Origin of the sequence: Kitasatospora sp. NPDC051914 (assembly GCF_040680995.1) — a bacterium.
In the GTDB taxonomy this organism is placed as follows: Bacteria; Actinomycetota; Actinomycetes; order Streptomycetales; family Streptomycetaceae; genus Kitasatospora.
Genome location: NZ_JBFAXX010000004.1, coordinates 139,960 through 166,279, shown reverse-complemented (window position 1 = coordinate 166,279; position 26,320 = coordinate 139,960). Strand labels below are relative to the sequence as shown.

Below are 26,320 nucleotides of genomic sequence, written 5' to 3'. Positions count from 1 at the left end.
GACCGCCGAGCAGAGGCTACGCATTCCCGCCGTGGACGCGTCAGATGCGTTCCGGCCGCGAAATACTGCGGACAAATCACTCAAATGCCGGAGGTTTACCGGCCCTTGGCCCTTCCATAGGGAGCTTTTACAGCCGCGTAACCGCACCCGTCTGGCTGAAAACCGCCAAGCCGGGGCGGCGGATTCCGCCACCCCGGCACGAGACTGACCGCTATTCGGCCGCCGGGTCCACCGGACGCGCCGCCGCTTCACCCGAAAGCCGGGCACCTGAAAGTGGGGCACCCGGGTGCTCCCGGGCCGCGGTGTCGGCGGCGCCGCCCGCCCCCACCGCCTGCAGCCGCTGACCCGCGGTGGCCTTCAACTCCGGCTCCAGCCTGACCATGTCGCGGCGTCCTCCGAGTGCCACCACCGAGGGCACCAGCCAGCGGACGGGCTGCATGCCGCGCAGCCAGGCCTGGGCGTAGACGTGCACCGAACGGCGGGCGATGCCGGCGATCAGCCGGTCCACCGCGGGGCCCAGCGGGTAGGTCTTGTTGGCCGGCCACGGCAGCCGGGCCCGCATCTGCTTCAGCACGGTGTCCTGGTCGGCGCCGCGCACCATGTCGGTGTCGGTCCAACTGAGGTAGCCGACGCCCACCCTGACCCCCTGGTGGGCGACCTCCGCGCGCAGCGCGTGGGCGAAGGCCTCGACGCCCGCCTTGCTGGCGCAGTACGCGGACATCAGCGGGGCCGGGGTGAGCGCGGCCAGCGAGGCGATCTGCAGCAGGTAGCCGCGGCTCTCGGTGAGCGCCGGGAGGAAGGCCCGGGCGGTGGCGACGCTGCCCAGCAGGTTGACCTCGATCACCCGGGTGAAGGCCCGGTGGTCGCTGTCCAGCAGCGGGCCGCCGATGGCGATGCCGGCGTTGGCGACCACGGTGTCGATCCGGCCGTAGCGGTCCTGGATCTGCCGGGCGACCGCGGTCAGTGCGTCCAGATCGGTGACGTCGGCCTCCCAGGCGGAGGCGTGCGGACCGCACTCGGCGGCGACCGTCTTGAGCTCGGCGGGCTCCAGGCCGACCAGGGCGACCTTGGCGCCCTGCGCGGAGAGCCGGCGGGCCATCAGGGCGCCGATGCCGCGGGCGGCACCGGTCACCACCACGACCTGGGAGGACAGGGGCGGGTTCATGCGGTGGCACTCCTCGGGGTGTCGGCGGTCAGGGTGACGATCCGGCGGATCTCGGCGGCGACCTCCGAGGGCCGCTCCATCGGGGACATGTGGCCGACCCCGGGCAGCTCCAGCAGGCCCCGCCCGTCCGGCAGGGCCGCGGCCATTCGGCGGGCGTGCACCGGCGGGGTGAGCCGGTCCCGGCTGCCGACCACCACGGCGGTCGGTGCGGCCAGCTTCGCCAGACCCGCCGTCACGTCCAGTTCGCCGAGCACCTTCGCCCAGCCGTGCCGGACGGCGGTGGGGCAGGCGTGCACGATCCGCGCGCAGGCGTCCACCCGGGCGGCGGGCGTGCCGGGGCCCATCGTGGCGTACTTCAGCAGGGCGCGGCTGACGCCGTTGACCGGGCCGAGCGGCAGCTTGGACTCCAGCACCAGCCGGTGCAGCGCCCGGCGCAGCCCGGGGGCGCGCACGGCGGCGGGCACCACCAGCAGTTCGGCGACCAGGTCGGCGGGGCCGGTGCTGATCAGGACGGCGCCGGCGGTGCGGGCGGCGACCTCGCCGCGGTCCGCGGCGGCCATGATCGTCATACCGCCCATGCTGTGGCCTGCCAGTACCGCGCGCCCGCCCGCCGGGACGACCGCGGCCAGCACCGCCTCCAGGTCGTCGGCCAGCTTCGCGGTGCCGTACCCGGCCGGGCCGGCCGGCACGTCGCTGCGGCCGTGGCCGCGCTGGTCGTAGGCGACCACCCGGTGGTCGGCGGCCAGCAGGTTGACCACCGGCGCCCAGAACGGGGTGGAGCACGTCCAGCCGTGGGCGAGCACCACCAGGGGCGCGCCCTCGGGCCCGTACACCTCCACGTTGAGGCCGGTGCCGTCGGCGGAGCGGACCCGGCGGACCTCGGCGGGGTCGGGCAGCACGCAGTCGGCGGGGATCACGCCGGCACCTCCTCGGCGAGCGGGGCCGCGGCGAGCGGGGCGGTGCGCTTGATCAGCTCGTACTCGGCGAGGTCGACCCGGCGGGTGGCGCGGCGGAAGGCGGTGGTGGAGGCGGGCCACAGCACGGTGTTCTTCCCGCCCTCGTCCAGGTACCAGCTGGTGCAGCCGCCGGTGGTCCACACGGTGCGGTCCATCCGGTGCTGGAGCTCGAGGTTCCAGTGCTTCTGGGCGCGGGCGGTGGGCTGCATGGCGGTGGCGCCGACCGAGTCCAGGGTGGTGAGCGCGTCGACCAGGTAGTTCAGCTGGGACTCGATCATGAGGATCATCGAGCTGTTGCCGAGGCCGGTGTTCGGGCCGATCACGAAGAACAGGTTGGGGAAGCCCCGCACGGTGGAGCCGCGCAGCGCCTCCATGCCGCCCTTCCACTCCTCGGCGAGGCTCTGCCCGCCGATGCCGAAGACCCGCCGGGCGATCGGCATGTCCGTGACGTGGAAGCCGGTGCCGAAGACGATCGCGTCCGCCTCGTGCTCGCTGCCGTCGGCGCCGACCAGGGTGGAGCCGCGGACCTCGGCGAGCCGGGAGGCGACGAGGTCGGTGTTGGCCGCGGCCAGCGCCGGGTAGTAGGTGTTGCTCAGCAGGATGCGCTTGCAGCCGATCCGGTAGTCCGGGGTGAGCCTGGCCCGCAGGGCGGGGTCGGCGACGCCCTGCGCGATGTGCCGCTCGGCGATCTTCTGAACCAGCTTCAGCAGACCGGGGCGGCGGACGAAGGCGTCCACCTGGAGCTCGCGCAGCGCGAAGAGCGCGCCGCGGCGCAGCGCGCCGGTCGGCGGGAGGGCGCCGTGCAGCCACTTCTCCAGGCCGGTGATCTCCCGGTCGCGGCGGGGCAGCACCCAGGCGGGGGTGCGCTGGAACACGGTGAGCCGGCCGACCCGGGGCTGGATCGCCGGGACGATCTGGGCGGCGGAGGCGCCGGTGCCGACGACGGCCACCCGCTTGCCGGCGAGGTCGTAGTCGTGGTCCCAGCGGGAGGAGTGGAAGACCTTGCCGGGGAAGTCCGCGAGGCCGGGGACGTCGGGGATCTGCGGGTCGGCGAGGGGGCCGGCGGCCGAGACCACGGCGTCCGCCGTCCAGGTGCCGGCCGTGGTGGTGATCCGCCAGCGGGCCGGGCCCTCCTCCCAGCGGGCCTCGGTGACCTCGGCGTCGAACCGCAGGTGCGGGCGGAGCCCGAAGGTGTCGGTGACCCGCTCCAGGTAGGCGCGGATGTCGGGCTGGCCGGAGAAGCTGCGCGGCCACTCGGGGTTCGGCGCGAAGGAGAAGGAGTAGAGGTGCGAGGGGACGTCGCAGGCGCATCCCGGGTAGCTGTTGTCGCGCCAGGTGCCGCCGACGGCGGCGGCCCGCTCGAGGATCACGAAGTCGGTGATGCCCGCGCGGCGGAGCCGGACGCCGGCGCCGAGGCCGCCGAAGCCGGAGCCGATCACGGCGACCCGCACGTGCGGGTGGGCGGCCCCGTCCGGGGCGGGTTCTGAGGGCTTCTTGCTGCGGGATGCCATGCGGCGGCTCCAGGGCAGGTGGGGGACGGCGGGCGGCGGGCACGACCATTGAAACCATGCCAGTAATCACTGGCACGATTGGCAGGGTAGCCGCTGCCGCCCCGGCGGGGAAGAAGGCGGGACAGGACCCGGCCCACCGGAGCCGTCCTATGCTGAGCGGCGTGGCGGAGATCACCAGCAGCACCGGGCAGCCCCGCGAGTACCGCGTCGAGGAACTCGCCGAGGCCGCCGGCATCACCACGCGGACCCTGCGTTTCTACCGCGAGCGCAAACTCCTCCAGCCGCCGCGCAAGGAAGGCCGGATCGCCTGGTACGGCGAGCACCACCTCGCCCGGCTGCGGATGATCGGCGAACTGCTGGAACGCGGCCACACCCTCGGCGGCATCACCGAGCTCATCGGCGCCGGAGAGAGCGGCCGCGGCGTCGCCGACCTGATCGGCCTGCGGGACGAGATCGCCGCCCCCTGGTCCGACGAGACGCCCGTCCGGCTCGGCTGGGACGAACTGCTCGCCGCCTTCGGCGACCAGCTCACCCCCGAGAACACCGCCGAGTCCATCGCCCAGGGCTACATCACCGTCCAGGACGACGGCATCACCCACATCAGCCGCCGCCTGATGGACGCCACCCTCGCCCTGGTCGCCGAGGGCGTGCCGCTCGCCGCCGTACTCGCCGTCAGCCGCCGGTCCCAGGAGCACCTGGACGCGGTCGCCGAGGCCTTCACCGAACTCGCCCGCGACCACCTGCTCGGCGGACTCGCCCACGTCGACGACCTGACGCCCGGGGAGGCCGCCGAACTCACCGAGCGCATCCGCCGCGTCCGCCCGCTCGCCCGCGCCACCGCGGACGCCCAGTTCATGCTGGCGATGGACCGCAAGGTCGGGGCCGCCCTCCGCGGCCTGCTCACCGAGAACGAGAACGAGGGCGGCGACGACGGTGACGGCTGATGCGGGCCCGTTCCCGCGGCGGTAAATCCGTCGGCGCCGAACCGTCCCGCCGGTAGCGTGCGCGGCATGGACAGCACCCCCACCGACCTCGCCGCACCGCTCGACGGGCGCGCCCTCGCCGCCGCAACCACCACCGTCCTGCTGTGGGCCTCCGCCTTCGTGGTGATCCGCGACGCCGGCGCCCACTTCGGGCCCGGTGCGCTCGCCCTCGGACGGCTGGCCGTCGGCGCCCTCGCCCTGACCGCGCTGTTGCTGGTCCGCGGCGAGGGGCTGCCGCCACGGGCCGCCTGGCCCGGCATCGCCGCCTCCGGGGTGCTCTGGTTCGGGCTGTACATGGTGGCGCTCAACTGGGGCGAGCAGCAGGTCGACGCGGGCACGGCCGCGATGGTCGTCAACGTCGGACCGCTGCTGATCGCACTGCTCGGCGGGTGGCTGCTGCGGGAGGGCTTCCCGCGGGGCCTGGTCGCCGGGCTGGCGGTGTCCTTCACGGGGGCCGTCGTCACCGGGCTGTCGATGTCCGGCGGGGCCGGCGGGGGCTCGTTCCTCGGCATTGCGCTCTGCCTGCTGTCGGCGGGCGCCTACGCGGCGGGCGTGGTGCTCCAGAAGCCCGCGCTGCGGCACGCCACTCCCCTGCAGGCCACCGCCTTCGGCTGTCTGATCGGCGCGGTCGCCTGCCTGCCGTTCGCCTCCGGCCTCTGGGACGACCTCACCCGGGCGCCCGCCTCCGCCACCCTCGGCCTGGTCTACCTCGGCCTGTTCCCCACCGCCCTGGCCTTCACCACCTGGGCGTACGCGCTCTCGCGCACCACCGCCGGCCGCATGGGCGCCACCTCCTACGCCGTCCCCGCCCTCGTGGTGGCCATGGCCTGGCTCCTCCTCGACGAACTCCCCGCCCCCGGAGCCCTCGCCGGCGGCGTCCTCTGCCTCGCCGGCGTGGCCGTCTCCCGCCGCACCTGAGGCGATCGCCCAGGGGCGCGGGCCGCCCTCGAGGTGCCCCTTCAGGCCTCCAGGCGGCGGATGCGTTCCGCGTCGGGCGTGCGGGGGCAGGTGGTGCAGGCCTCGTCGGGGCGGACGGCGTAGTAGAGGCAGCAGCCCTGGCGGGTGCGGGTCCAGTGGGTGCGGCCGGCCGTGCCGGGGAGGCGGCGGAAGGAGGCGGCGCCGTTGAACGGCGGGGTGCCGCCGGGCAGCAGGGCGGAGGCGGCGGCCACCCCGCGGCCCTCCTCGCCCAGCACCCGGCCGAGGTACCAGAGGGCGGAGACCAGATCGTCCGTCACCATCCCCCACAGTGCGTGCGGGCCGCGCCTCACGTACGGCTGGAAGGCGCCGAGGACGGGCCCGGCGTGGGCGGCGACCGCGGCCCGCAGCCCGTCCGGTCCGGCCGGCCCGTCGGAGGGCAGGTCGGCGAGCAGGGCGAGGTCTCCGGTGGACTCCTCGATCCAGAGGGCGCTCGGCGCGATCCGGGCGGCGCACCCGTCGAGGTACCAGGGCCCGGCGGTGAGCAGGCACAGCGACCAGAGGTAGTGGTGCAGCAGCCGGGAGGCGGCGACGTGGGGGCGCGGTGCGGTGCCGTGCGCGGCGGCGATCCGGGCGGCCTCCGCCGCGACCAGTGCTCCGGCGCGGGATGCCAGGGCGTCCCCGGCGCACCACCGTTCGCGGTCGGACGGGGGCCGGTCGAGCAGGGTGACGGGCAGCACCGGGCAGATGTCGACAAGACGCCGAATCGATGCCGGTGCTCCCACGGCGGCGCCACTGCGCACAGCCGTCAACTGGAGCATCGGAGGACTCCCGAGATCAACTAAGGTATGCCTCACCTTACATGCACCTGACGGTCCGTCGGAACAGCGGCACCCCCACCGCTCGGCCGATTTGACGTGATTAGGTACGCCTAACCTAATGTTCCGTTCCGTGCCCATCACGGAACCCCGCGTGGCCGCCGGACCCGCCGCGACCTGCGCCGACACCCGCACCGCGCACCCGCGCCGACCGCGCCGCGGTTTCCGGGCGCCGCCCCCGGGCACGATCGACCGCACCGGGCAGGCCGCCTGAACACCCGTCGGGCGACCGCACCCGGCCGTCCGACGCCTACCCGTGCCCGCACCGGACCCGCTCCCCGCGGGACCTCGCCACCCACACCGAGGACGACGCCCACATGCGGCTGTACCTGCTCGCCCTGAACCCCACCGACTCGGTCACCGAGGGCTTCCTGCCCGCCGCCGCCCGGCTCGGCCTGGCGGTCACCGTGCTCACCGACCAGCCGGACGCGCACCGCGCCGCGTACACCGGTCCCGCCGACCCGCCGGAGGTGCTGCACTGCGAGGTCCGCGACTTCCGCGAGGTCGTCGGGCTGATCTCCCGCCACCACCCCGCGGACGCGGTGTTCAGCAACAGCGACCACCTGCAGACCCAGACCGCACTCGCCGCCGACTACTTCGGGCTCCCCGCCAAGGACTGGCGGGCCACCCTGCGGGCCAAGAACAAGGCCCAGCTCCGCCGCCACCTCGCCGCCGCCGGCCTGGACGCCGTCCGCGCCCTCGAACTCGCCCCCGGACAGCCGGTATCCGAGCTCGACCCGCCGTTCCCCTGCGTGGTCAAGCCGCGCGAGGGCGTCGCCAGCGAGGACGTCGCCCTGGTCGCGGACGCCTCCGAACTCGCCGCACGCTGCGCGGAGATCAGGCAGCGGCGGCCGCAGGACGCCCTGGTCGTCGAGGAGTTCCTGACCGGTGAGCTGCACACCCTGGAGACCCTCGGCGACGGCGTCCGCCGCCATGTGCTCGGCGGCTTCCGCACCCGGCTCTCGCCGCCGCCCCACTTCGTCGAGGAGGCACTGGAGTTTGTCCCCGAGCACCCCCGGCCGGTGGTCGACCAGGTGCTCGCCCAGCTGGACGCGCTCGGCGTGGGCCTCGGTGCCTGCCACACCGAGTTCGTCGTCCAGCCGGACGGCAGGGCCCGCCTCATCGAGGTCAACTACCGCGCCATCGGCGACCAGTGCGACCTGATGCTGGCCCGGCTGCTGGACATCCCGTACTTCGAGCACGTGCTCCGCGTCCACCTCGGCGGCACGCTGCCCGCCGACCTCGGTGCCCGCTCCGGCCGGCACGGCTACAACCGGCCCGTCCTCGCCGACCGGGCCGGCACCCTCACCGCCGCACCCGCCGCCCAGGAGCACGAGGACGACGGCGTGCAGCTGGTCTACCGGCCGTTCCGCGCCCTCGGCGAGCACCACGAGCACCACCGCACCAACCGGGACTACCTCGGCGTGGTCTGGGCCGTCGGCAGCGACCGGCGGGCGGTGGACGGCGCCGTCGACCGGTTCCTCGCCGCCAACCGCTGGGAGATCACCCCGTGACCGCAGCCGTCCGCCCCGCCCCGGAAGCCGCCGAGGACCCGACCGACCCGGCGGACCGGCTCACCCGGCGCGTCCTCGCCGCCCTGCACCGCGAGGACGTGCTCGGCCTGCGCACCGGCGGCCTTCTCGAACAGCGCGCCGACGGCCCCTGGCTGCGCGGCGGACGGCTCGCCCTGCCGGTCGCCGAGGACGGCTTCCAGAGCCGCTGGACCGCCCGCCGGCCGCTCCTGGAACTCGACGGCCGCCCGCTCACCGCGCTCGACGACGTGCTCGCCGCCGTCGCCTCCCTCGCCGACCCGCGCGACCGCGACGGCCACACCGCCTTCGCCGAGGAGTGCCGGCAGGCCCTCGCCACCATGCGGCTGCACCGGAGCGCCCGGCCCGGCGTGCTCGCCGCCCTCGCCGACCGTTTCGGCCCCGACCCGGCCGACTGGACGGGCCCCACCGCCTCGCTCGGCTTCGACACCCTCGCCGCCTACCTCGACCACCCCGTGCACCCCGCCGGGCTCGGCCGGGCCGGCCTCACCGAGGACCATCTCCGGGCCCACGCACCGGAGTTCCACCCCGCCTTCGAGCTGCGCTGGCTGGTGCTGCCCGAACGCGCCCTCACCGTGCACGGCACCGGGCCGCTGCCCGCCTGGTGGCCCACCCCCGCCGACCTCGGCTGCACCGGCCGCGGCCTCACCCTGCCCGTCCACCCGCTCACCGCGGCACCGGAGCTGGCCGCCCTCGCCCCCGGCGCGCACCTCGCCGAGCGCCGCTACCTGACCGTCCGGCCCACCCTCTCGATGCGGACCGTCGCAGTCGTGCAGGACCCGTCCCTACACCTCAAACTGCCGCTCGCCACCTCCACCCTGGGCCTGCACAACCGGCGCACCATCAAGCCCGGCAGCCTGGTCGACGGCGCCGCGGGACAGCGCCTGCTCGCCGCCGTCACCGCCCGCGAGCCCCGCTTCGCCGAAACCGTCCTGCACGCCGACGAACAGTGCTTCGCGCACGCCGGCCACGAACTGCTCGCCGTCCTGCTGCGCCGCCAACCCGCCGGCCTGGACGAGGCGGTGACCGTCCCACTGGCCGCCCTGCTCGCCACCGCGCCCACCGGACGCACCGTCCTGGACCACCTCGCCGACCGCTTCCACGGCGGCGACGTGCTGCGCCTCTACGACGACCTGCTGCGCCTGCTGCTCGACTGGCACACCGCACTCTTCTCGTACGGCATCGCCCTCGAGGCCCACCAGCAGAACACCTCGCTGGTGCTGGACAGGCCCGGCGGCCGCACCCGGCTGCGGCTGCTGCTCAAGGACGACGACGGCCCGCGCATCAACACCGCCCGGCTCGGCGAACTCGCGTCGCACAGCCGCGAGTTCGCCGACGCACGGATATCCGGCACGGACGACCGGCCGGTCACCGACCTGTTCGCCACCATCACCGGCCACCTGTGCACCGGCTCGCTCGCCTTCGGCCTCGCCGAACTCGGCCGCGCCCCGCTGGCGCACACCCTCGGCCTGCTGCGCAGCCGCCTCGCCGAGGCCGTCGACCGGATCGGCCCGGCCGGCGCACCGCTGCGCGCCGCCCTGCTCGACGCCGAGGAACTGCCGGTGAAGGCCATGGTCACCGCCGGCACCCTGCTCAGCAAGGAGCGCTCGGGCGCCGCCGACATCAACAAGCACTACACCACCGGGCCCAACTACCTTCGGGCGGCGACCGGGTGAGCCCTGCCGCCGGTGCCCGCCGACCACACCCGCGAGGGAGCAACCGTATGACCCCACGGCTCGACGCCCGCCACACCTGCGCCCCGACCGGGCTGCCCAGCGCCGACCACGCCGTCGCGCACACCCTGCTCAACTGCCTGCTGCGCGAGGTCTCCGCGCCCGAGCACCAGACCGCGGTCATCGACGACCACCTGCTCGTCCGGCTGCCCCGCCGCGGCGCCCTGCTGCGGGTGGCCCTGCGCCGCACCTCGCTCTCCGGCGCGCACCGCTTCACCGGGCCCGTCCACTCGCACGGCCCGGACGGGCCCCGCGAGGTCGGCTGGCGCGAACTCGCCGAGCACGTCCAGGCCGAGCTGGGCCTGCGCGGCGGCTCCGGCAACGACGAGTTCCTCGCCCAACTCGCCTCCAGCCACGCCGGGGTGGCCGCCGCACTGCACGGCCGGCCGTCCCCGGGCCCGGACCGCTACCTGGAGTCCGAGCAGGCCCTGGTCTACGGCCACCGCTTCCACCCGGCGCCCAAGGCCCGCTCCTCCGGCCGCACCGGCGACAGCGGCGCCTGGGCCGCGTACGCCCCCGAGGCCCGCGCCGCCTTCCGCCTCCGGCACCTCGCCGTCCGCACCGCACTGCTCGCCGAGGACACCGCCGACCCGTCCGCCACCGCCCTGCTCGACGGCCTGCGCAGCGGCCTCCCCGAGGGCTACCGGCTGCTGCCCGCCCACCCCTGGCAGTACGCGCTGCTGCGCGACCACCCGCTGCTGACCGCCGCCCTCGCCCGCGGCGACGTGCTCGATCTGGGCCCCGGCGGCAGCCCGTTCACCGCCACCGCCTCCGTCCGCACCCTGTACGGCTCCGGCGCGTTCCTCAAGTTCAGCCTCAATGTGCGGATCACCAACTGCCTGCGCAAGAACGCCGCGTACGAGCTCGCCGGCGCCGTCGCGCTGACCCGCCTGCTCGAGGCGCCGTTCGCCGACCTCACCCGCCGCTTCCCGGACGCCGCCGTGCTGCGCGAACCCGCCTTCCGCACCCTGGCCCTGCCGGGCCCCGGCGGCCGCCCCGACACCGCGCTGTACGAGGGCCTCGGCCTGATCGTCCGCGAGGGCCTGGCCGGCGCCGTCCGCCCCGGCCTCACCCCGCTGCTGGCCGCCGCCGTCGCCGACGAGTACCCCACCAGCTCCGCCCAGGTCGCCGCGCTGCTGGACGGCGCAGGGCCGGCCGCCGCCCGCGACTGGTGGGCCCGCTACCTGCGGCTGGTCGTCCCGCCGGTGCTGGCCGCCTACACCGACCACGGCGTGGTGCTGGAGCCGCACCTGCAGAACGTGCTGATCTGCGTGGACGGCGACGGCCTCCCCGCACAGGTGCTCTTCCGCGACCTGGAGGGCACCAAGCTGCTGCCCGAGCACCACGCCGGCGCCCTCGCCGCACTGCCGCCCGAGGTCGCCGCCCCGATGACCTACGACGCCGACCGCGGCTGGGACCGCGTGGTGTACTGCCTGCTCGTCAACCACCTGTCCGAGCTGCTCGCCGCCCTCGCCGACCAGGCCCCGCCCACCGGGGCAGCCCGGCTGGAGGCCGCGCTCTGGGCCGAGCTGCGGACCGTCCTCGCCGAGTGCGCGGACGCCCTCGGCCGCCCGGCCAGGCTCACCGCCCTGCTGGACGGCGCCCCGCTGCCCGCCAAGGCCAATCTGCTCACCCGGTGGGAGCGCCGCCCGGACCGCGAGGCCGGCTACGTACGGCTGCCCTCCCCGCTCGCCCCGCGGGTGCTCGCCGAGGCCGCCCGCACCTCCGGGGCGGCCCGGTGAGCGCCGCCCCCGGCGCGCTCGTCGCCGCCCGTGTCGACGCCCTGCCGTCCGAGCAGCTGCCCGCCTACCTGTACGACCTGCCGGCGCTGCGCGCGCACGCCGCCGCCGTCCGGGCCGCCCTGCCCGGGCGGGTCGAGCTGTACTACGCGGCCAAGGCCAACCCCGAGCCGGCCCTGCTCACCGCACTGCGGCCGTACGTGGACGGCTACGAGGTCTCCTCCGGCGGCGAGGCCGCGCACGTGCGGGCCGCCGTCCCGGGCGCGCCGACCGCCTTCGGCGGGCCCGGCAAGACGCCCGCCGAGATCGCCGCCGCACTGGCCGCCGGGGTGCACCGCTGGCACGTGGAGAGCGTCCACGAGCTGCGGCAACTCGCCGCCTCCGGGCAGCCGGTGGACATCCTGCTGCGCGCCAACCTGCCGGTCGCCGAGGGCGGCCTGGCGGGTGTCGCCCTCGCCATGGGCGGCCGGCCCAGCCCGTTCGGCATGGACCCGGACGGCATCGCCGAGTGCCTGCGGCTGCTCGACTCCCCCGGCTTCGGCCGGCTGCGGCTGCACGGCATCCACGCCCACCTCGCCAGCGGCCTCGATGCCGACGCCCAACTCGCCCTCACCGAGCGGATCGTGGACTTCACCGACGGCCTCGGCCTGGGCGAGGCCAACGTCGGCGGCGGAATGGCCGTGGGCTACGCCGACCCCGGCCGCCGCTTCGACTGGACGGCCTTCGGCACCGGCCTGGAGAAGCTGCTGGACCGCCGCCCCGGGATGCGGCTGCGGATCGAACCCGGCCGGTCGCTCACCGCGTACTGCGGCTGGTACGCCACCGAGGTGCTCGACCTCAAGCACAGCCACGGCGAGGACTTCGCGGTCGTCCGCGGCGGCACCCACCACCTGCGCACCCCCGCCACCCGCGGGCACGCCCAGCCGTTCGCCGTCCGACCCTCCGAGCACTGGCCGCACCCGTGGGAGCGGCCGGCCGCCACCGGGCCGCTGGTCACCCTCTCGGGCCAGCTCTGCACGCCCAAGGACGTGCTCGCCGGGCGGGTGCCCGCGGCCGGGCTGCGGGCCGGCGACCGGGTGCTGTTCGCCATGGCCGGGGCGTACGCCTGGAACATCTCGCACCACGAGTTCCTGATGCACCCCCGGCCGGGCTTCCACGTGCTGGACGGGCCGGGCGGGGCGGCTGACGCCGAGCGGTAGCGGCCGGCGCCCGCCGTCCGGGGGTCCCCTCCGCCCCCGGACGGGGCGCCCCCGCCGGCCCGCGCGGTCCGGGAGCCGGACCGCCGCAGGTCGCCCCCGCCCGGGCATGGGAGAGTGGTACCCGGCGAAGGGAGCGTTCGGGTGCTGATGGAGAAGGTGGCGGAGATCCTCGCCGAGGCGTCGGCGGAGGCGGTCGAGCCCCGGTTCCGGGCCCTGTCTGCGGGCGAGGTGCTGGAGAAGGCACCCGGCGAGATCGTCACCGTCGCCGACCGGGAGGCCGAGGTGATCATCTCCCGCCGGCTGCGCGAACTGCTGCCCGTCCCCGTCGTCGGTGAGGAGGCCGTGGCGGCCGACCCGTCGCTGGCCCTGGCGCTCTCCTCGGAACCCGCCTGCTGGCTGGTCGACCCGGTCGACGGCACCGCGAACTTCGTCGCCGGCCGCCCCGACTTCGCCGTGATGGCCTCGCTCGTCCGGGCCGGACGCACCGTCGCCTCCTGGATCTACCAGCCGGTCGGCGGCGTCTCCTACGCCGCCGAACTCGGCGCCGGTGCCTGGCGCGACGGGAAGCGGATGGTCCGGCAGCCGGCCGGCTCCGAGCCGGAGAAGTGGCGCGGCTCGGTGAAGAGCCGCTACCTCGACCCGGTCATGCACCACCGGCTGCAGACCAACGCCCGGGTGTTCGGCGAACTGTCCACCGGCCTGCGCTCGGCCGGCATGGAGTACCCGCAGATCGCCGACGGCCGACAGGAGTTCATCCTCTACTGGCGCACCCTGCCCTGGGACCACGCCCCCGGCTCCCTGTTGGTCACCGAGGCCGGCGGAGTCTCCGCCCGGCTGGACGGCAGCGAGTACCGCCCCGAACCCCCGGGCGGCCTCGACGGCCTCCTGGTCGCCTCCGACCCGGCCGTCTGGGACCGCACCCAGGAAATCCTCCTCGCCGCGGCCCTGCACTAGCAGGGGTCACCGGGGCGGACGGCCAACCCGCAGGAGCCCCTACCAGAGCACCGGCAGGCGTTCGGGCAGCCGCTTGATGAAGCCGGGCCGCCAGGCCAACTGCTCCACCGGCAGGGCGAGCCGGAGTTCGGGGAGCCGCTGCACCAGGGCGGTCAGGGCGATCCCGGCGTGGGTGCGGCCGAGCGCCGAGGCCGGGCAGAAGTGGCGGCCGGCGCCGAAGGCCAGGTGCGGGTTCTCCGGGCGGTCGAAGTCGATCCGCTCCGGGTGCGGGAACACCTCCGGGTCGTGGTTGGCCCCCTCGACCAGGACGAGCACCAGCTCGCCCTCCCTGACGAGCACCTCCCCCAGCTGCACATCGGCCAGGGCCAGCCGCGGCAGCGCGTCCCCGATGGACAGGTTCCAGCGCAGCAGCTCCTCCACCGCGCGGTCGACCACGCCCGGCTCGCTGCGCAGCCGCTCGGCGAGTTCGGGCCTTTGCACCAGCATGATGACCGCGTGCAGCAGGAACGACGAGGTGGAGACCGCTCCGGCGCCGAACAGCGAGAGCGCGACGGTGGCGAGGAGTTCGTCGGGGATGCGGTCGGCGGCGTCCGGCGAACGGCGCAGCTCGGCGAAGCGGCCCAGCAGGCCCTCGGTGGGCTCCGGGTCGGCGTTGAGCCGGTCGACCATGTAGCCGAGGTCCTTGTACCAGTTGGCCGCCGAGCCCTCGAACGGTGCCGGGCTGGTGAGGAAGGCGACGTCGATGCCGGCCATCAGGCGCCGCCAGTCGTCGGTCGGGATGCCGAGCAGCCGGCAGTGCAGGGCGGCGGAGTACGGCTCGGTGAAGCCGTCCCGCAGTTCGCCGGGGGCGCCCTGCTCGACCAGCCGGTCGAGCAGCCGGTGCGCCTCGGCGGCCAGCCAGGGTGCCAACTCGCGGTCGGCGCGCGGGTTGAGGGTCTTCATCACGGCCTGCCGCAGGCCCGCGCTGTTGATGTTGCCCATGTTGTTCACCACCTCGGGCGGGATGGTGAGCGCGTACTGGCGCGGCACGCCGGGGTTGGCGGTGTCCTTGAGGCTGAAGCGCTCGTCCTCCAGCACCTGCTTGGCGAGGGCGAAGCTGCTGACCAGCCAGGCCTCGTCGCCGGTCATGGTGCGGACCTTGGCCACCGGGTGCTTCTCCCGCAGCACGGCGACCTCCTCGGGGACGATGTCGCCGCGGCGGGAGAGCGGGAACTCGAACCCGGGCTGCTGGTCGGTGACGGTCATGGAACTCCTCTGGCAGGGGCGGGAACTGGTCAGGCTGCGGTGCGGCCGGCCGCCGGGTCGGCCGGGCGGACGACGGCGTAGGCCTGTCCGGCGGCTGCGCTCAGCCCTTCGGTACGGCCGAACAGCACGGCGGTGAGCGGCAGTTCGAGGTGGTAGCAGGCGACGGAGCTGGGCACGCCGAGCAGGGCCGGGGTGTCCAGGAAGAACGGGAGTTCGGCCGCTATGTAGTCGACGGCGGCCGCGAGGTGCTCGGGATCGGGGGTGCCGCCGTCCAGCCGGGAGCGGAGGAAGCCGTGCGCCATCCGCTCGGTGGCCTCGCGGAACGGCGGGTCGGTGGCGAGTGCGTCCAGGGCCGCGCCGTGCAGGCGGCGGTAGGCCGCGCTGCCGGTGAAGTCGGAGAGCGCATGGGCGCGGACGCCATCGCGCCCGGCGTCGGCGACGCCGCGCTCGATGCGGCGCCGGGTCGTCTTGACCTCCTTGGCGGCGCGGCGGAGGGCGGCCTCGGGCGGGTAGCCCTGGGCGCCGAACTGGGCGTCGACGTGCAGGTCGGCGTGGACGATGTCCACGGCGTCGAAGAACTCCTTTCCCCAGTGCACGAGTTCGGCGATGCGGCGGGCACTGAAATAGCTGTTCCCGGGGCTGACGCCGATCAGCAGGTGGTCGCCGCGGGCGAACACCCGGCGGCACCGTTCGGAGAACGGAAAGGCCTGGAATCCTTCGATGGTGGTGCTCAGCAGTGTTTCGCTCATGCCGATTCCTCCGCCGGACGGGGACGGGTACGGGCGGCGCCGGCGACGGCCGGCGCGGTGGTCGGGATGCAGGGCGGCCGCGCAGGTCCGAACGCCGGGGGTGGGGCGCTGCGGACGGGGCCGAAGGGAGGGGCGGGCAGGCTCAGATCGCCCGCGAGCAGGCCGAGAACAGCACGGCGGAGCCCCCTTGCGCCGCTAGTCCCAGGGGGCCGTGTGCTCCCGGTGTGGCGGCGACCACGAGAAGCTACCGCCGATCTTCACCGGCCCGGCAAGCCTGCCGCGGGGATTGGCGGAATTCACACCCGGTGCGGCCGAAAAATGCTGGACAACCCACAGTCGGTGTGTCCACGGAACACCATTCGTCGCATAGCAAATCTACACCTGGAATGACATTGTTTCTTCCTCCGAACGGAACTGACCGAACGTCACGTTCCGCTGTACATTTCCTCCGCCCGGCGTCCGGCCCGGACGATGTCGGCGAGCAGCCCGGCGATGTCCTCGGGTGCGGTGTGCGGGTTCAGCAGGGTGAGCTTGAGGCGGACGCGGCCGGGGCCCTCGCCCGGCAGTTCGGTGCGGCCGACGACGGCCCGGCCGGTGCGCAGCAGGTCGCGGCGGAGCTCGGCGTTGAGGCGGTCGAGGAGCACCGGTTCGGCGCCTTCGGGGCGGTACCGGAAGACCGCGGCGGTGAGCACCGGCGGGCAGTGCAGCTCCAGCGCGGGCTCGGCCTCGACCGCCTCCGCGGTGAGCAGGGCGAGCCGGTGGCAGGCGTCGACCAGGGCGCCGAGGCCGGAGCGGCCGAGGGTGGCGAGGGTGACGGCCAGCTTGAAGGCGTCGGGGCGGCGGGTGGTGCGCAGCGAGAGGCCCAGCAGGCTGGGGTAGCCGGCCTGTTCGTCGTCGGCCGGGTTGAGGTAGACGGCCCGCCGGGCCAGCGAGGCGTACGTCTCGGCGCGGCGGACGAGGAAGACCCCGGCGGCGGCGGGCTGCCAGCCGAGCTTGTGCCAGTCCAGCGAGAGCGAGTCGGCGCGGGCGATGCCGTCGAGCAGCGGGGCGAGCCGGTCGGAGAACAGGGCGCCGCCGCCGTACGCGGCGTCGACGTGCAGCCAGGCGCCGTACTGCGCGGCGAGGTCGGCGGCGCGGTGCAGCGGGTCGACGGCGCCGGTGTCGGTGGTGCCGGCGGTGGCGACCACGGCGATCGGGGTCCCGCCCAGTCGGGCGGTGTCGGCGAGCGCCTCGGCGAGGGCGTCGCCGTCCATCCGCAGGGTCCGGTCGACGGGCACGGTGCGGACGGCCCGCTCGCCGAGGCCGAGGACGGCGGCGGCGCGCTGCACCGAGAAGTGCGCGGCCTCGGAGGCGAGGATGCGGGGGCGCCGGCCCTCCGGCAGGCCGTCCAGCTCGACGCGGCCGCCGAGCACCCGGTCGCGGGCGAGCATCAGGCCCATCAGGTTGGACTCGGTCCCGCCGGAGGTGAGCACGCCCGCGGCAGTGGACGGAAGCCCGGCCAGGCCGGCGAGTTCGGCGAGCACGGCGGTCTCCAGGGCGGTCGCCGCCGGGGCCTGGTCCCAGGAGTCCTGGGACGGGTTGAGGGCGCTGACCGCGAGGTCGGCCGCGGCGGCGACCGCCAGCGGCGGGCAGTGCAGGTGGGCGGCGCAGGCCGGGTCCGCCGGGTCGGCGGCGTACGCGGCGAGCAGGCGGGTGAGCCGGGCGAGGGCGCCGGGGCCGGGCGGTTCGGCGAGGGCCGCGGCGACCTGCCGGGCGATCTCCTCGGGGCGTCCGGCGGGGATCGGCCCGGCGCGGTCGGCGGCCCCGGCGGCGAGGGCGGCCAGCACCTCGTCCAGCAGGGGCCGCAGCGCCTCGGGGCCGGCCGTGCCGCCGGAGAGTGCGTCGGCGCCTGCCCCGGGTCTCATGCCCGCGCCCGGGAGGCGGACTCGAGGGCGTCGGCGAGCCGGTCGAGGACGGCCTCGGCCTGCTCGTCGGTGATGGTGAGCGGGGGCAGCAGGCGGAGCACCGCGCCGTGCCGGCCGCCGAGTTCGACGATCAGGCCGCGCTGCAGGCAGGCCTCGCGGACCCGGACGGCGAGCTGCGGGTCGGCGGGCAGGGCGCCGCAGCTGTCCGGCGCACCGGCCGGGTCGACGAGTTCGACGCCGAGCATCAGGCCGCGCCCCCGGGCGTCCCCGATCGCCGGGAGGCGGCTCTGCAGCCCGGCGAGCCGGGCGGCCATCCGGGCACCGACCACCCGGGAGCGCTCGACCAGCCCGTTGGCCTCGACGTACCGCAGGGTGGCGGCGCCGGCCGCCATGGCGAGGGTGTTGCCGCGGAAGGTGCCGGTGTGCGCGCCGGGCCGCCAGCCGTCGTAGTCCTCGCGGTAGACGACGGCGGCGAGCGGGAGGCTGCCGCCGATGGCCTTGGAGAGCACGATCGCGTCCGGCTCGATGCCGCTGTGCTCGACCGCCCACATGGCGCCGGTGCGGCCGACGCCGGTCTGCACCTCGTCCACGATCAGCGGGATGCCGCGGTCGGCGGTGATCCGCCGCATGGCGCGCAGCCAGTCGTCGGGGGCCGGGACGACGCCGCCCTCGCCCTGCACCGCCTCCAGGATCATCGCGGCCGGGGCGGTGACCCCGCCCGCCGGGTCGTCCAGCAGCCGCTCGGTGTAGGCCGCGGAGAGCTGCGCGCCGAGGTCTCCGCCGACCCCGAACGGGCAGCGGTACGGGTACGGGTAGGGCAGCCGGGTGACCTCGCCGCCGCCGGGCAGCGGGGACTTCACGGCGACCGAGCCGGTGACGGCGAGCGCCCCGGCGGTCATGCCGTGGTAGGCGCCGGTGAAGGCCAGGGCGCCGCGCCGCCCGGTGGCGGTCTGCATGAGCTTGAGGGCGGCCTCCACGGCGTCGGTGCCGGCCGGGCCGCAGAAGTGCACCTTGGCGCGGGCGGCGAAGGCCGGCGGGAGGGCCTCGAAGAGGGCGGTGGTGAAGTCGTCCTTCTCGGCGGTGGCGAGGTCGAGCAGGTGGAGCGGGGCGCCGCCGTCCAGGGTGCGGCGGATGGCCTCCAGCACGACCGGGTGGTTGTGGCCGAGGACGAGGGTGCCGGCCCCGGAGAGGCAGTCGAGGTAGCGCCGGCCGTCGGCCCCCTCCACGGTCATGCCGTTGGCCCGGACCGGCACGATCGGGAAGGACCGGGCGTAGGTGCGGGCGGCGGACTCGCGGATGCGCTGGCGGCGCAGGACGGCGTCACCGGCCGGGGCGGCGGTGTCGGCGGTGGGGCTCACGGGCAGGCTCTCCTCATTAAGTTAGGTAAGCCTAACTTTACTGGTCGGAGCCGGTCCGCCGCCGCCGGACCGGCCGGCTTCCACATCCGGGGTGCAGCCACGCCCGGGGTGCAGCTCCGCCCTGCCCCAACGAGCGACCCGCCCGGAGGTCACGCACGAATTCCGGGAAGCCGCCCGGGAGGTCGCCCGCCCCCGGGCGGTCCGTGTGCCCCTAGGCTTCGGGGTATGGCGGACGATCGTGCAGAGCGGGTGCGGACCCGGGAGTTCTTCGGCGAGCGGGCGGCGGGGTGGGACGCCAAGTTCCCCGACGACGGGCCGCGTTACGCCGCGGCCGTGGCCGAGATCGCCCCCGGCGAGGGCGCCTTCGTGATCGATGCGGGCTGCGGCATCGGGCGGGCACTGCCGCTGCTGCGGGAGGCGGTCGGGCCCCGCGGGACGGTGCTCGGGGTGGACCTCACCCCGGAGATGCTGGCGCGGGCCGCCCGGCACCGGGCGTACGCGGCGCTGGTGCTGGCCGACTGCGCGGCGCTGCCGCTGCCGGACGGAGTGGTGGACCTGGTGTTCGGCGCCGGCCTGATCTCGCACCTGCCGGGCCCCGCCGAGGGCCTGCGCGAGCTCGCCCGGGTGACGGCGCCGGGCGGCCGCCTGGCGCTCTACCACCCGATCGGACGGGCCGCGCTCGCCGCGCGGCACGGCCGGGCGATCACTCCGGACGACCTCCGCGCGGAGCCCAACCTCGGTCCGCTGCTGGCCGCGAACGGCTGGCGGCTGGTCTCCTACACCGACACTGACGAGCGTTTCCTGGCCGTGGCCGAGCGGGTCTGATCAGCTCCGCCAGCGGTAGCACAGTTCGGGCCTCCCGACCTGGCCGTACTGCGGCTCCCGGACGGCGAGGCCGGACTCGACCAGGTGTTCCAGGTAGCGGCGGGCGGTGATCCGGGAGACGCCCGCGGCGGCGCCGGCGGCGGCCGCGGACAGTCCGGTGTCGGCGGCGCGCAGCACGCCGGCCACGGTCTCCAGGGTGGGGGCGCTCAACCCCTTGGGGAGGGCGGTCCGTTCCGGGGTGCGGAGCAGCGCGAGGGCCTGGTCGACCTCGTCCTGTCCGGTGGCCTCGCCGTGCCGGCCGAGGCTGGCCCGGTAGCGGGCGTACCGGTCGAGGCGTTCGCGCAGTGCGGCACCGCTGAACGGCTTGAGCAGGTACTGCACGACGCCCTCGGAGACCGCCTGGCGGACCATTGCCAGGTCGCGGGCGGAGGTGACCGCGATGATGTCCGTGGTGTGGCCGGCCGCCCGGAGGGTGCGGCACAGCCGGAGGCCGTGGCCGTCGGGCAGGTAGAGGTCGAGCAGGGCGAGGTCGACCGGGGTGCCGGCGGCCCGGGCCCGTTCCAGGGCGCGGAGAGCCTCGGCGCAGCTGTGCGCGGTGGCGGCGAGCCGGAAGCCGGGGGTGCGGGCGACGTACAGGCCGTGTGCGTCGGCGGCCACCGGGTCGTCCTCGACCACCAGGACGGAGATCTCCGCGGTCATCGGGCGGCCTCCCGCTGGAGCGGCAGCCGGACGGTGAGCACGGCGCCGCGCTCGCGGCCGATCTCGACGGTGCCGCCGTTGCGGCGGGCGGTCTGGGCGACCAGGGCGAGCCCGAGTCCGCGGCCGTGCTGCTTGGTCGTCCAGCCGCGGCGGAAGACCTCGCCGGCCGCGTCGGTGTCGATGCCTGCGCCCGAGTCGGCGACGCGGAGCAGCAGTTGGCCGGCGTCGACGCGGGCGGTGACGGTGACCTCGGGCGGGCCGGGGTGGGCGGCGGCGTTCTCGACGGCGGCGTCGACGGCGTTGTCGATGAGGTTGCCGAGCACGGTGACGAGGTCGCGCGGGGCGAGGGCCGGGGGCAGCACGCCGTCGTCGATCCGGCTGTCCTCGGTGAGTTCGAGGTCGACGCCGCGTTCGGCGGCCTGCGAGGCCTTGCCGAGCAGCAGAGCGGCGAGGACGGGTTCGCCGACGGCGCCGACGACCTTGTCGGTGAGCCGCTGGGCGAGCTCGAGTTCGGCGGTGGCGAACTCCACGGCCTCCTGGTGGCGGCCGAGTTCGATCAGCGACACGACGGCGTGCAGCCGGTTGGCGGCCTCGTGGGCCTGCGCCCCGAGGGCGTCCGCGAAGCCCCGGACGCTGTCCAGTTCACCGGTGAGCGACTGGAGTTCGGTGTGGTCGCGGAGGGTGAGGACGCTGCCGAGGCCGGTGCCGATCGGGGAGGTGTTGAGCACCACCACGCGCTCGGCGGTCAGGTGCACCTCGTCGTGCGCGGGCCCGCTGCCGAGCACCGCCCGGACGAGCGACTCGGGCAGGCCGAGCGCGTCGAACCGCAGGCCCTCCACCTCGCCCTGCAGGCCGAGGAGTTCGCGCGCGGCGTCGTTGCAGAGCACCACCCGCTGGGTGCGGTCGAGCAGGACGAGGCCCTCGCGCACCGAGTGCAGGGTGGCCTGGTGGTACTCGTACAGGTGGCTGAGTTCGTCGGCGCCCATGCCGTGGGTGTGGCGGCGCAGCCGGGCGTTGGCCAGGTAGGTGCCGGCACCGCCGAGGGCGAGGGCGCCGGCCGCGACGCCGACCAGGGCGAGCAGCGGGCCGCGCAGCTGGGCGCTGATGGACTGCAGGGTGATGCCGGCGCTGACCAGGCCGACCACCCGGCCGCGGTCGTCGAGGATCGGGGTGACCACGCGGACGGACGGGCCGAGGGTGCCGGTGTAGGTCTCGCTGGTGGTGCGGCCGGCGAGGGCGCCGTCGATGTGGCCGAGGAAGGGGCGGCCGATCTGGGCGGGGTCGCGGTGCGCCCAGCGGATGCCGTGCGGATCCATGACGGTCACGAAGTCGACGGCGGCGTCCGTCCGGACGCGTTCGGCGTACGACTGGAGGACCGCCGTCGGGTCGGGGCCCGTGGCGGCCTCGCGGACGCCCGGCGCGTCGGCGACGGCCCGGGCGGCGGCGGTGACCTGGCGGACCGCGGCCGCGTGGGTGCGGTGCTCGGTGAACAGGTAGACGAGGACCGCGCCGCCGGCGACGACGGCGGCGACGATCACCACCTGCACGAGGAAGAGCTGCCCGGCGAGGCTGCGCGGCAGGCGGCGCACAGCGCGGTCCGGCGGGGCCGGGCGGCCGGGTCCGATACGCATACCGGCCAGTGTGCACGGTCCCCGCCGGTGTGCGGGATCGCGCGGTGTGAACTCTATGAACGCAAACGTGACCCCCGTCACTCCTGCGCCCATAGTCTTCACCGGCCCTTCCCCCCGGGGCCGTCAGGGACAGCAGGGCGAAGGAGCCGTGGAATGTCGAGCGCAGGAGCAGTCCGGAGCAGAGCCGACCGTACGCACTACCTGTACCTGGCGGTGATCGCGGCGGTGGCCGCGGGCATCGCGGTCGGGTTGGCCGCGCCCGGCGTGGCCGTGGAGCTGAAGCCGATCGGAACGGGCTTCGTCAACCTCATCAAGATGATGATCAGCCCGGTCATCTTCTGCACCATCGTGCTGGGCATCGGCTCGGTCACCAAGGCCGCCAAGGTCGGCCGGGTCGGCGGCCTGGCCCTCGGCTACTTCCTCGCGATGTCCACCGTCGCCCTCGGCATCGGCCTGGTGGTCGGCAACCTCATCGAGCCCGGCTCCGGGCTCCACCTGACCGGCGCGCTCGCCAAGTCCGGGCACGCCCAGGCCGCGGCCGGCGAGGCCACCGACACCGCCGACTTCCTGCTCGGCATCATCCCGACCACGCTCTTCTCCGCCCTCACCGAGGGCAAGGTGCTGCAGACCCTGCTGGTCGCCCTGCTCGCGGGCTTCGCCCTGCAGGCCATGGGCCCGGTGGGCGCACCCGTGCTGCGCGGCGTCGAGCACCTGCAGAAGCTGGTCTTCCGGATCATGTCGATGATCATGTGGGTGGCCCCGATCGGCGCCTTCGGTGCGATCGCCGCGGTGGTCGGTGCGACCGGCACCGCCGCCCTCAAGAGCCTCGCCATGATCATGGTCGGCTTCTACGTGACCTGCGCGCTGTTCGTCGCCGTGGTGCTCGGCCTGCTGCTGCGGCTGGTCACCGGCGTCAACATCTTCTCCCTGCTCCGCTACCTCGGCCGGGAGTTCCTGCTGATCCTCTCCACCTCCTCCTCGGAGAGCGCCCTCCCCCGGCTGATCGCCAAGATGGAGCACCTCGGCGTCAGCCGCCCGGTCGTCGGCATCACCGTGCCGACCGGCTACAGCTTCAACCTGGACGGCACCGCGATCTACCTCACCATGGCCTCGATCTTCATCTCCGAGGCCCTGGACAAGCCGATGTCCATCGGCCAGCAGATCTCGCTGCTGCTCTTCATGGTGATCGCCAGCAAGGGCGCGGCGGGCGTCACCGGCGCGGGCCTGGCCACCCTGGCCGGCGGCCTGCAGTCGCACCGGCCGGAGCTGGTCGACGGCGTCGGCCTGATCGTCGGCATCGACCGCTTCATGTCGGAGGCCCGCGCGCTGACCAACTTCGCCGGCAACGCGGTGGCCACCGTGCTGATCGGGCACTGGACGGGCGAGCTGGACCGCGACCGCCTCGACCGCGTGCTGGCCGGCGGCCTCCCCTTCGACGAAACCACCCTCGTCGACCCCCACGACGCCACCGTCCCCGCCCAGTCCCAGCCCCCGGCGGTCGAGAAGACCACCGCCTGAGGGCAGACGGGGACAACCCCAAGGGGCGCGCAGGGGGCACCTCCCGGCCGACGGCTGGGAGGTGCCCCCTTTGCGCGCCCCTCTGCGGCTTGTCCCGGCCGTCAGGGTTCGGTGCTGCCGGTGACGGCCCAGGCGAGGCCGGTGGCGGGGTCTTCGAGGGCGAGGTGGAGGTGCCAGAGTTCGTCGCGGGGGTCCGCCCAGGTGAGGCAGCGGAGGCGTCCGACCAGGGCGTCCACCTCGGCGGGGGCGGGTCGGCGGGCGCCGGTCATGGCGGTGAGGAGGCGCCAGACGGCGAGCCGGCCGTGGGCGCTGCCGAGTGCGGGCAGGCCGGAGGCGGCCTGGACGAGGGCGGGGTAGGCGGCGGCGAACGGCAGGTGCCCGGCGAAGGCGGAGCGGCCGGGGGCGAGGCGGGCGGCCGCGTCGGGTGCGGTGCCCCGGACACAGACGGCCTGCAGCCATGGGGCGAGGCCGGCCAGCAGCCGGGTGGCGTCCTGCCCGTGGACCTCGTTGCCGGAGGAGGGCAGGTCGAGCGGGCCGAGGTCCTCGCGGGTGGCGGGCAGGGCGAGCAGGGCGCGCCGCGCACCGCCGCGGGGCAGGTACTCGCGGACCCGGCAGGACGCCTCCCAGCCGGCCTCCTCCCAGGGCTGCAGCACCAGCGGAACGCCTTCGGGGTCGGCCTCGGCGCAGCCGGCCGGGTCGTCGCCGAGCAGGGCCCGGGTGTGGACGGCGAGGCGGCGGACGGGGGCGGGTTCGAGGAGGGGGGCCAGCCGGCGCCAGGAGTGCCTGGCGGCGAGCACCTCCCAGAGGGGTCCGGCGTCGCAGTCGTGCTCGCCGGCGGCGGTGCCGGGCCCGGCGTCGCCGTCGAAGAGCCGGGCGGCCACCTCGGGCGGCGCCCCGTACGCGATCAGGTGCCCGACCGGGCCGGCGGCCCGTGGGGATGTGCCGCGCATCCGCCGGAACAGTCCGAGCAGTTCCGGCCAGCGGCCCGCCGCGGCCAGCTCGCCCAGCCGCCGCCCCTCGTACGTGATCATTCCGTCAATGTACGTCGGCGCCCCGCTGACGCGGCGTCGGGCCGCGGTGTGTCGGAGCCGCCGGAAACGCCGAGCGGCACGGCAAAGAATCGACCGCGCGGTACGGAAGCCCGCCCGGACGCACAGGCTTCGTACAGGCCTGGGATGCCCGGCATACCGGGGCATGGGCATGCCGATCGGCCGGCGCCCGGGCCACCGCATCAAGCGCGCCGAGCAGGAGCTGATCACGGCCGAGCATGCGGCACTCCACCCGTTCGAGCCGAGCACGCCGCAGACGACGTCCTCGGTGCTGGGCACCCTGGAGGGCCGGGGGCTGGTCGAGCGCAAGCCGCACGCGATCCACCAGCACATCCTGGAGGCCCGGCCGACCCGCAGCGGCCGGACGCCGCCGGCCGAGGCGGACCAGGCGGCCAAGGTGGTGGAGCAGGCGCCGGCCGCGGAGTTCGACGACGAGGAGCGCGCCGCCCTGTTCGCCCTGCTGGGCCGCTGCACGGAGGTACTGGCGAAGGCCCCGGCCGGGAGTGACCGTCGCCGGCCCGCAGGCCGCGGCCGGGGCCCGACGGAGGGTCAGCCGGTGGGACCGACGCGGAGGCTGCCGCGGGCGACGGTCCCGCCGGCCTGCTCCATGACGACCTCGACGGACGTCCTGCGCGCCGCGGCCGCGCCCGGTTCGGCCCGGACGAGGCAGGGCTCGCCGAACTCGACGTACTCCAGGAAGCGCGCGGACAGCGCGGTGACCGGCGGGGCGGCTCAGACCGCCGCCCCGACCGGCCCGGCGGGCACCAGCCGCCGCCAGCCGGCGAGTTCGGCGTGCGCCGTCAGCACCGGGTCGTGGCCGACCGCCACCGGCCGGCCCACCGCGGAGAGCAGCGGCAGGTCGCTGCCGTGGTCCCCGTACGCCGCGGAGCGGGCCAGGTCCAGGCCGCGGACGCCGGCCACCGCCGAGGCCACCCGGGCCTTCACCTCGCCGATCACCGGGACGACCACTTCGCCGGTGAGCCGGCCGCCGCGGACCACGGGCCGGGTGCCGAACGTCCAGTCGGCCCGCAGCCGCGCCGCGATCGGGTCCAGGCAGGCGAAGAACGAGCCGGACACCAGGACGACGAAGTCCCCGGCCGCCCGGTGCCGTTCCACCTCGGCGACCGCCTCGGGAACGAACAGGCCGCGCTCCGCCGCTCGTTCGAACCACGCCTCGCCGGCCGAGGCGAGCCGCTCGGCGCTCTCCCCCGCGTAGAGGCGGTAGTACTCGCGGTTGACGACCTGCCGCGGGGTGCCGGCGGCAGCGGCGGCCTTGAGGCCGGCGGTGAGCCGCTGGAAGGTGCCCTCCGGCTCGCCTCGGCGGCGCAGGTAGAACTCGAGGAAGTGCAGCATGCTCTTGACCCGGACGAGCGTCTCGTCCACGTCGAAGAACGCACCGGCGGTACTGGGCATGGGTCCTCCGTGGCTGTCGTATCGGTGCGGGGGCCGGGAGCGCCCGGCTGTTGCGACGGCAACTCCCGCCGGGGTACAGCCTCCTGGCTACGAATGCGGGCCAGGGAGAGGACGAACCGGACGATCGACTCGTCGTGCCGGCGGACGTCCACCACGACCGGGAGCCGGGTGGCCGCGGCGCCGGGTCCGGCCTCGTCCAGGTCGAGCGGGCCGCCCTGGGTGCAGTAGGCGTGTTCGCCGGCCCTGCAACGACATGGGGCGCGTCCTCTCACGAATCGACGGTTTCCGGAGCCGCATCCGCGCGTTCCGCGCCCCCACAGGAATGGTTCAATAACCGACCGATCGG

Annotated in this window: 21 protein-coding genes; 9 read left to right on the top strand and 12 right to left on the bottom strand. The window is 75.4% G+C overall.

Annotated elements, in window-relative coordinates; genetic code table 11:
• Positions 1 to 211: 211 nt before the first annotated feature.
• Genes AB0M03_RS05005 through AB0M03_RS04995 form a run of 3 tightly spaced genes read right to left on the bottom strand, consistent with a single transcriptional unit; the run spans position 212 to position 3,632 of the window.
• Complete coding sequence (locus tag AB0M03_RS05005; RefSeq protein ID WP_363488500.1) at positions 212 to 1,165, bottom strand: SDR family oxidoreductase; 954 nt, start codon at positions 1,163 to 1,165, stop codon at positions 212 to 214.
• The gene (locus AB0M03_RS05000; protein ID WP_363488498.1) at positions 1,162 to 2,082 is read right to left on the bottom strand and encodes an alpha/beta hydrolase; all 921 of its coding nucleotides are present in this window, start codon (positions 2,080 to 2,082) and stop codon (positions 1,162 to 1,164) included. Before AB0M03_RS05000 ends, AB0M03_RS05005 begins: the two co-directional genes overlap by 4 nt.
• Positions 2,079 to 3,632, bottom strand: coding sequence for an NAD(P)/FAD-dependent oxidoreductase (locus AB0M03_RS04995; protein WP_363488496.1), 1,554 nt, complete (start codon positions 3,630 to 3,632; stop codon positions 2,079 to 2,081). Before AB0M03_RS04995 ends, AB0M03_RS05000 begins: the two co-directional genes overlap by 4 nt.
• Before the next feature lie 161 nt (positions 3,633 to 3,793).
• Between AB0M03_RS04995 and AB0M03_RS04990 the strand changes: the two genes are divergently transcribed.
• Positions 3,794 to 4,576 carry a MerR family transcriptional regulator gene (locus AB0M03_RS04990; RefSeq protein ID WP_363488494.1) on the top strand — a complete coding sequence of 261 codons (783 nt, stop codon included), beginning with the start codon at positions 3,794 to 3,796 and terminating at the stop codon, positions 4,574 to 4,576.
• Between the two features lie 66 nt (positions 4,577 to 4,642).
• The gene (locus AB0M03_RS04985; protein WP_363488492.1) at positions 4,643 to 5,533 is read left to right on the top strand and encodes a DMT family transporter; all 891 of its coding nucleotides are present in this window, start codon (positions 4,643 to 4,645) and stop codon (positions 5,531 to 5,533) included.
• Between the two features lie 41 nt (positions 5,534 to 5,574).
• Here the strand turns inward: AB0M03_RS04985 and AB0M03_RS04980 are convergent, their stop codons facing one another.
• Positions 5,575 to 6,270 (bottom strand): (2Fe-2S)-binding protein, encoded by a 696-nt coding sequence (locus AB0M03_RS04980; RefSeq protein WP_363488490.1) that lies wholly within the window; start codon positions 6,268 to 6,270, stop codon positions 5,575 to 5,577.
• A gap of 455 nt (positions 6,271 to 6,725) precedes the next feature.
• Between AB0M03_RS04980 and AB0M03_RS04975 the strand changes: the two genes are divergently transcribed.
• From AB0M03_RS04975 to AB0M03_RS04955, 5 genes are all read left to right on the top strand, one after another.
• Positions 6,726 to 7,922 carry an ATP-grasp domain-containing protein gene (locus AB0M03_RS04975; RefSeq protein ID WP_363488488.1) on the top strand — a complete coding sequence of 399 codons (1,197 nt, stop codon included), beginning with the start codon at positions 6,726 to 6,728 and terminating at the stop codon, positions 7,920 to 7,922.
• Between the two features lie 83 nt (positions 7,923 to 8,005).
• Positions 8,006 to 9,634: an IucA/IucC family siderophore biosynthesis protein gene (locus AB0M03_RS04970; RefSeq protein ID WP_363488558.1), complete on the top strand. Its 1,629-nt coding sequence runs from the start codon at positions 8,006 to 8,008 to the stop codon at positions 9,632 to 9,634.
• Positions 9,635 to 9,681: 47 nt separating this feature from the next.
• Entirely contained in the window at positions 9,682 to 11,433 is a 1,752-nt protein-coding gene (locus tag AB0M03_RS04965) for an IucA/IucC family protein (protein WP_363488486.1), read from the top strand.
• Positions 11,430 to 12,629: an alanine racemase gene (locus AB0M03_RS04960; protein WP_363488484.1), complete on the top strand. Its 1,200-nt coding sequence runs from the start codon at positions 11,430 to 11,432 to the stop codon at positions 12,627 to 12,629. Before AB0M03_RS04965 ends, AB0M03_RS04960 begins: the two co-directional genes overlap by 4 nt.
• A 147-nt stretch (positions 12,630 to 12,776) precedes the next feature.
• Complete coding sequence (locus AB0M03_RS04955) at positions 12,777 to 13,583, top strand: inositol monophosphatase family protein (protein WP_363488556.1); 807 nt, start codon at positions 12,777 to 12,779, stop codon at positions 13,581 to 13,583.
• Positions 13,584 to 13,622: 39 nt separating this feature from the next.
• Here the strand turns inward: AB0M03_RS04955 and AB0M03_RS04950 are convergent, their stop codons facing one another.
• From AB0M03_RS04950 to AB0M03_RS04935, 4 genes are all read right to left on the bottom strand, one after another.
• Positions 13,623 to 14,828, bottom strand: coding sequence for a cytochrome P450 (locus AB0M03_RS04950; protein WP_363488482.1), 1,206 nt, complete (start codon positions 14,826 to 14,828; stop codon positions 13,623 to 13,625).
• Between the two features lie 29 nt (positions 14,829 to 14,857).
• Positions 14,858 to 15,577, bottom strand: a complete 720-nt coding sequence (locus AB0M03_RS04945; RefSeq protein WP_363488480.1) for a tRNA-dependent cyclodipeptide synthase — start codon at positions 15,575 to 15,577, stop codon at positions 14,858 to 14,860.
• 425 nt (positions 15,578 to 16,002) lie between these two features.
• Positions 16,003 to 17,481, bottom strand: coding sequence for a pyridoxal-dependent decarboxylase (locus tag AB0M03_RS04940; protein ID WP_363488478.1), 1,479 nt, complete (start codon positions 17,479 to 17,481; stop codon positions 16,003 to 16,005).
• A complete protein-coding gene (locus tag AB0M03_RS04935) occupies positions 17,478 to 18,839 on the bottom strand; it encodes a diaminobutyrate--2-oxoglutarate transaminase family protein (protein WP_363488475.1) in 1,362 nt (453 codons plus the stop codon). Before AB0M03_RS04935 ends, AB0M03_RS04940 begins: the two co-directional genes overlap by 4 nt.
• A 225-nt stretch (positions 18,840 to 19,064) precedes the next feature.
• On the opposite strand from AB0M03_RS04935, the gene AB0M03_RS04930 reads away from it, so the two are divergent.
• Complete coding sequence (locus AB0M03_RS04930) at positions 19,065 to 19,664, top strand: class I SAM-dependent methyltransferase (RefSeq protein ID WP_363488473.1); 600 nt, start codon at positions 19,065 to 19,067, stop codon at positions 19,662 to 19,664.
• Here the strand turns inward: AB0M03_RS04930 and AB0M03_RS04925 are convergent, their stop codons facing one another.
• Together AB0M03_RS04925 and AB0M03_RS04920 are read right to left on the bottom strand one after the other, a co-directional pair.
• The gene (locus AB0M03_RS04925) at positions 19,665 to 20,363 is read right to left on the bottom strand and encodes a response regulator (protein WP_363488471.1); all 699 of its coding nucleotides are present in this window, start codon (positions 20,361 to 20,363) and stop codon (positions 19,665 to 19,667) included.
• Positions 20,360 to 21,994: a sensor histidine kinase gene (locus AB0M03_RS04920; RefSeq protein ID WP_363488469.1), complete on the bottom strand. Its 1,635-nt coding sequence runs from the start codon at positions 21,992 to 21,994 to the stop codon at positions 20,360 to 20,362. The genes AB0M03_RS04925 and AB0M03_RS04920 overlap by 4 nt, the downstream gene beginning before the upstream one ends.
• Before the next feature lie 153 nt (positions 21,995 to 22,147).
• Between AB0M03_RS04920 and AB0M03_RS04915 the strand changes: the two genes are divergently transcribed.
• Positions 22,148 to 23,512, top strand: a complete 1,365-nt coding sequence (locus AB0M03_RS04915; protein ID WP_363488467.1) for a cation:dicarboxylase symporter family transporter — start codon at positions 22,148 to 22,150, stop codon at positions 23,510 to 23,512.
• Between the two features lie 101 nt (positions 23,513 to 23,613).
• Here the strand turns inward: AB0M03_RS04915 and AB0M03_RS04910 are convergent, their stop codons facing one another.
• Positions 23,614 to 24,543 (bottom strand): hypothetical protein, encoded by a 930-nt coding sequence (locus AB0M03_RS04910; protein ID WP_363488465.1) that lies wholly within the window; start codon positions 24,541 to 24,543, stop codon positions 23,614 to 23,616.
• A 750-nt stretch (positions 24,544 to 25,293) separates the two neighbouring features.
• Positions 25,294 to 25,974, bottom strand: a complete 681-nt coding sequence (locus AB0M03_RS04905; RefSeq protein ID WP_363488463.1) for an HAD-IB family hydrolase — start codon at positions 25,972 to 25,974, stop codon at positions 25,294 to 25,296.
• Positions 25,975 to 26,320: the final 346 nt, after the last annotated feature.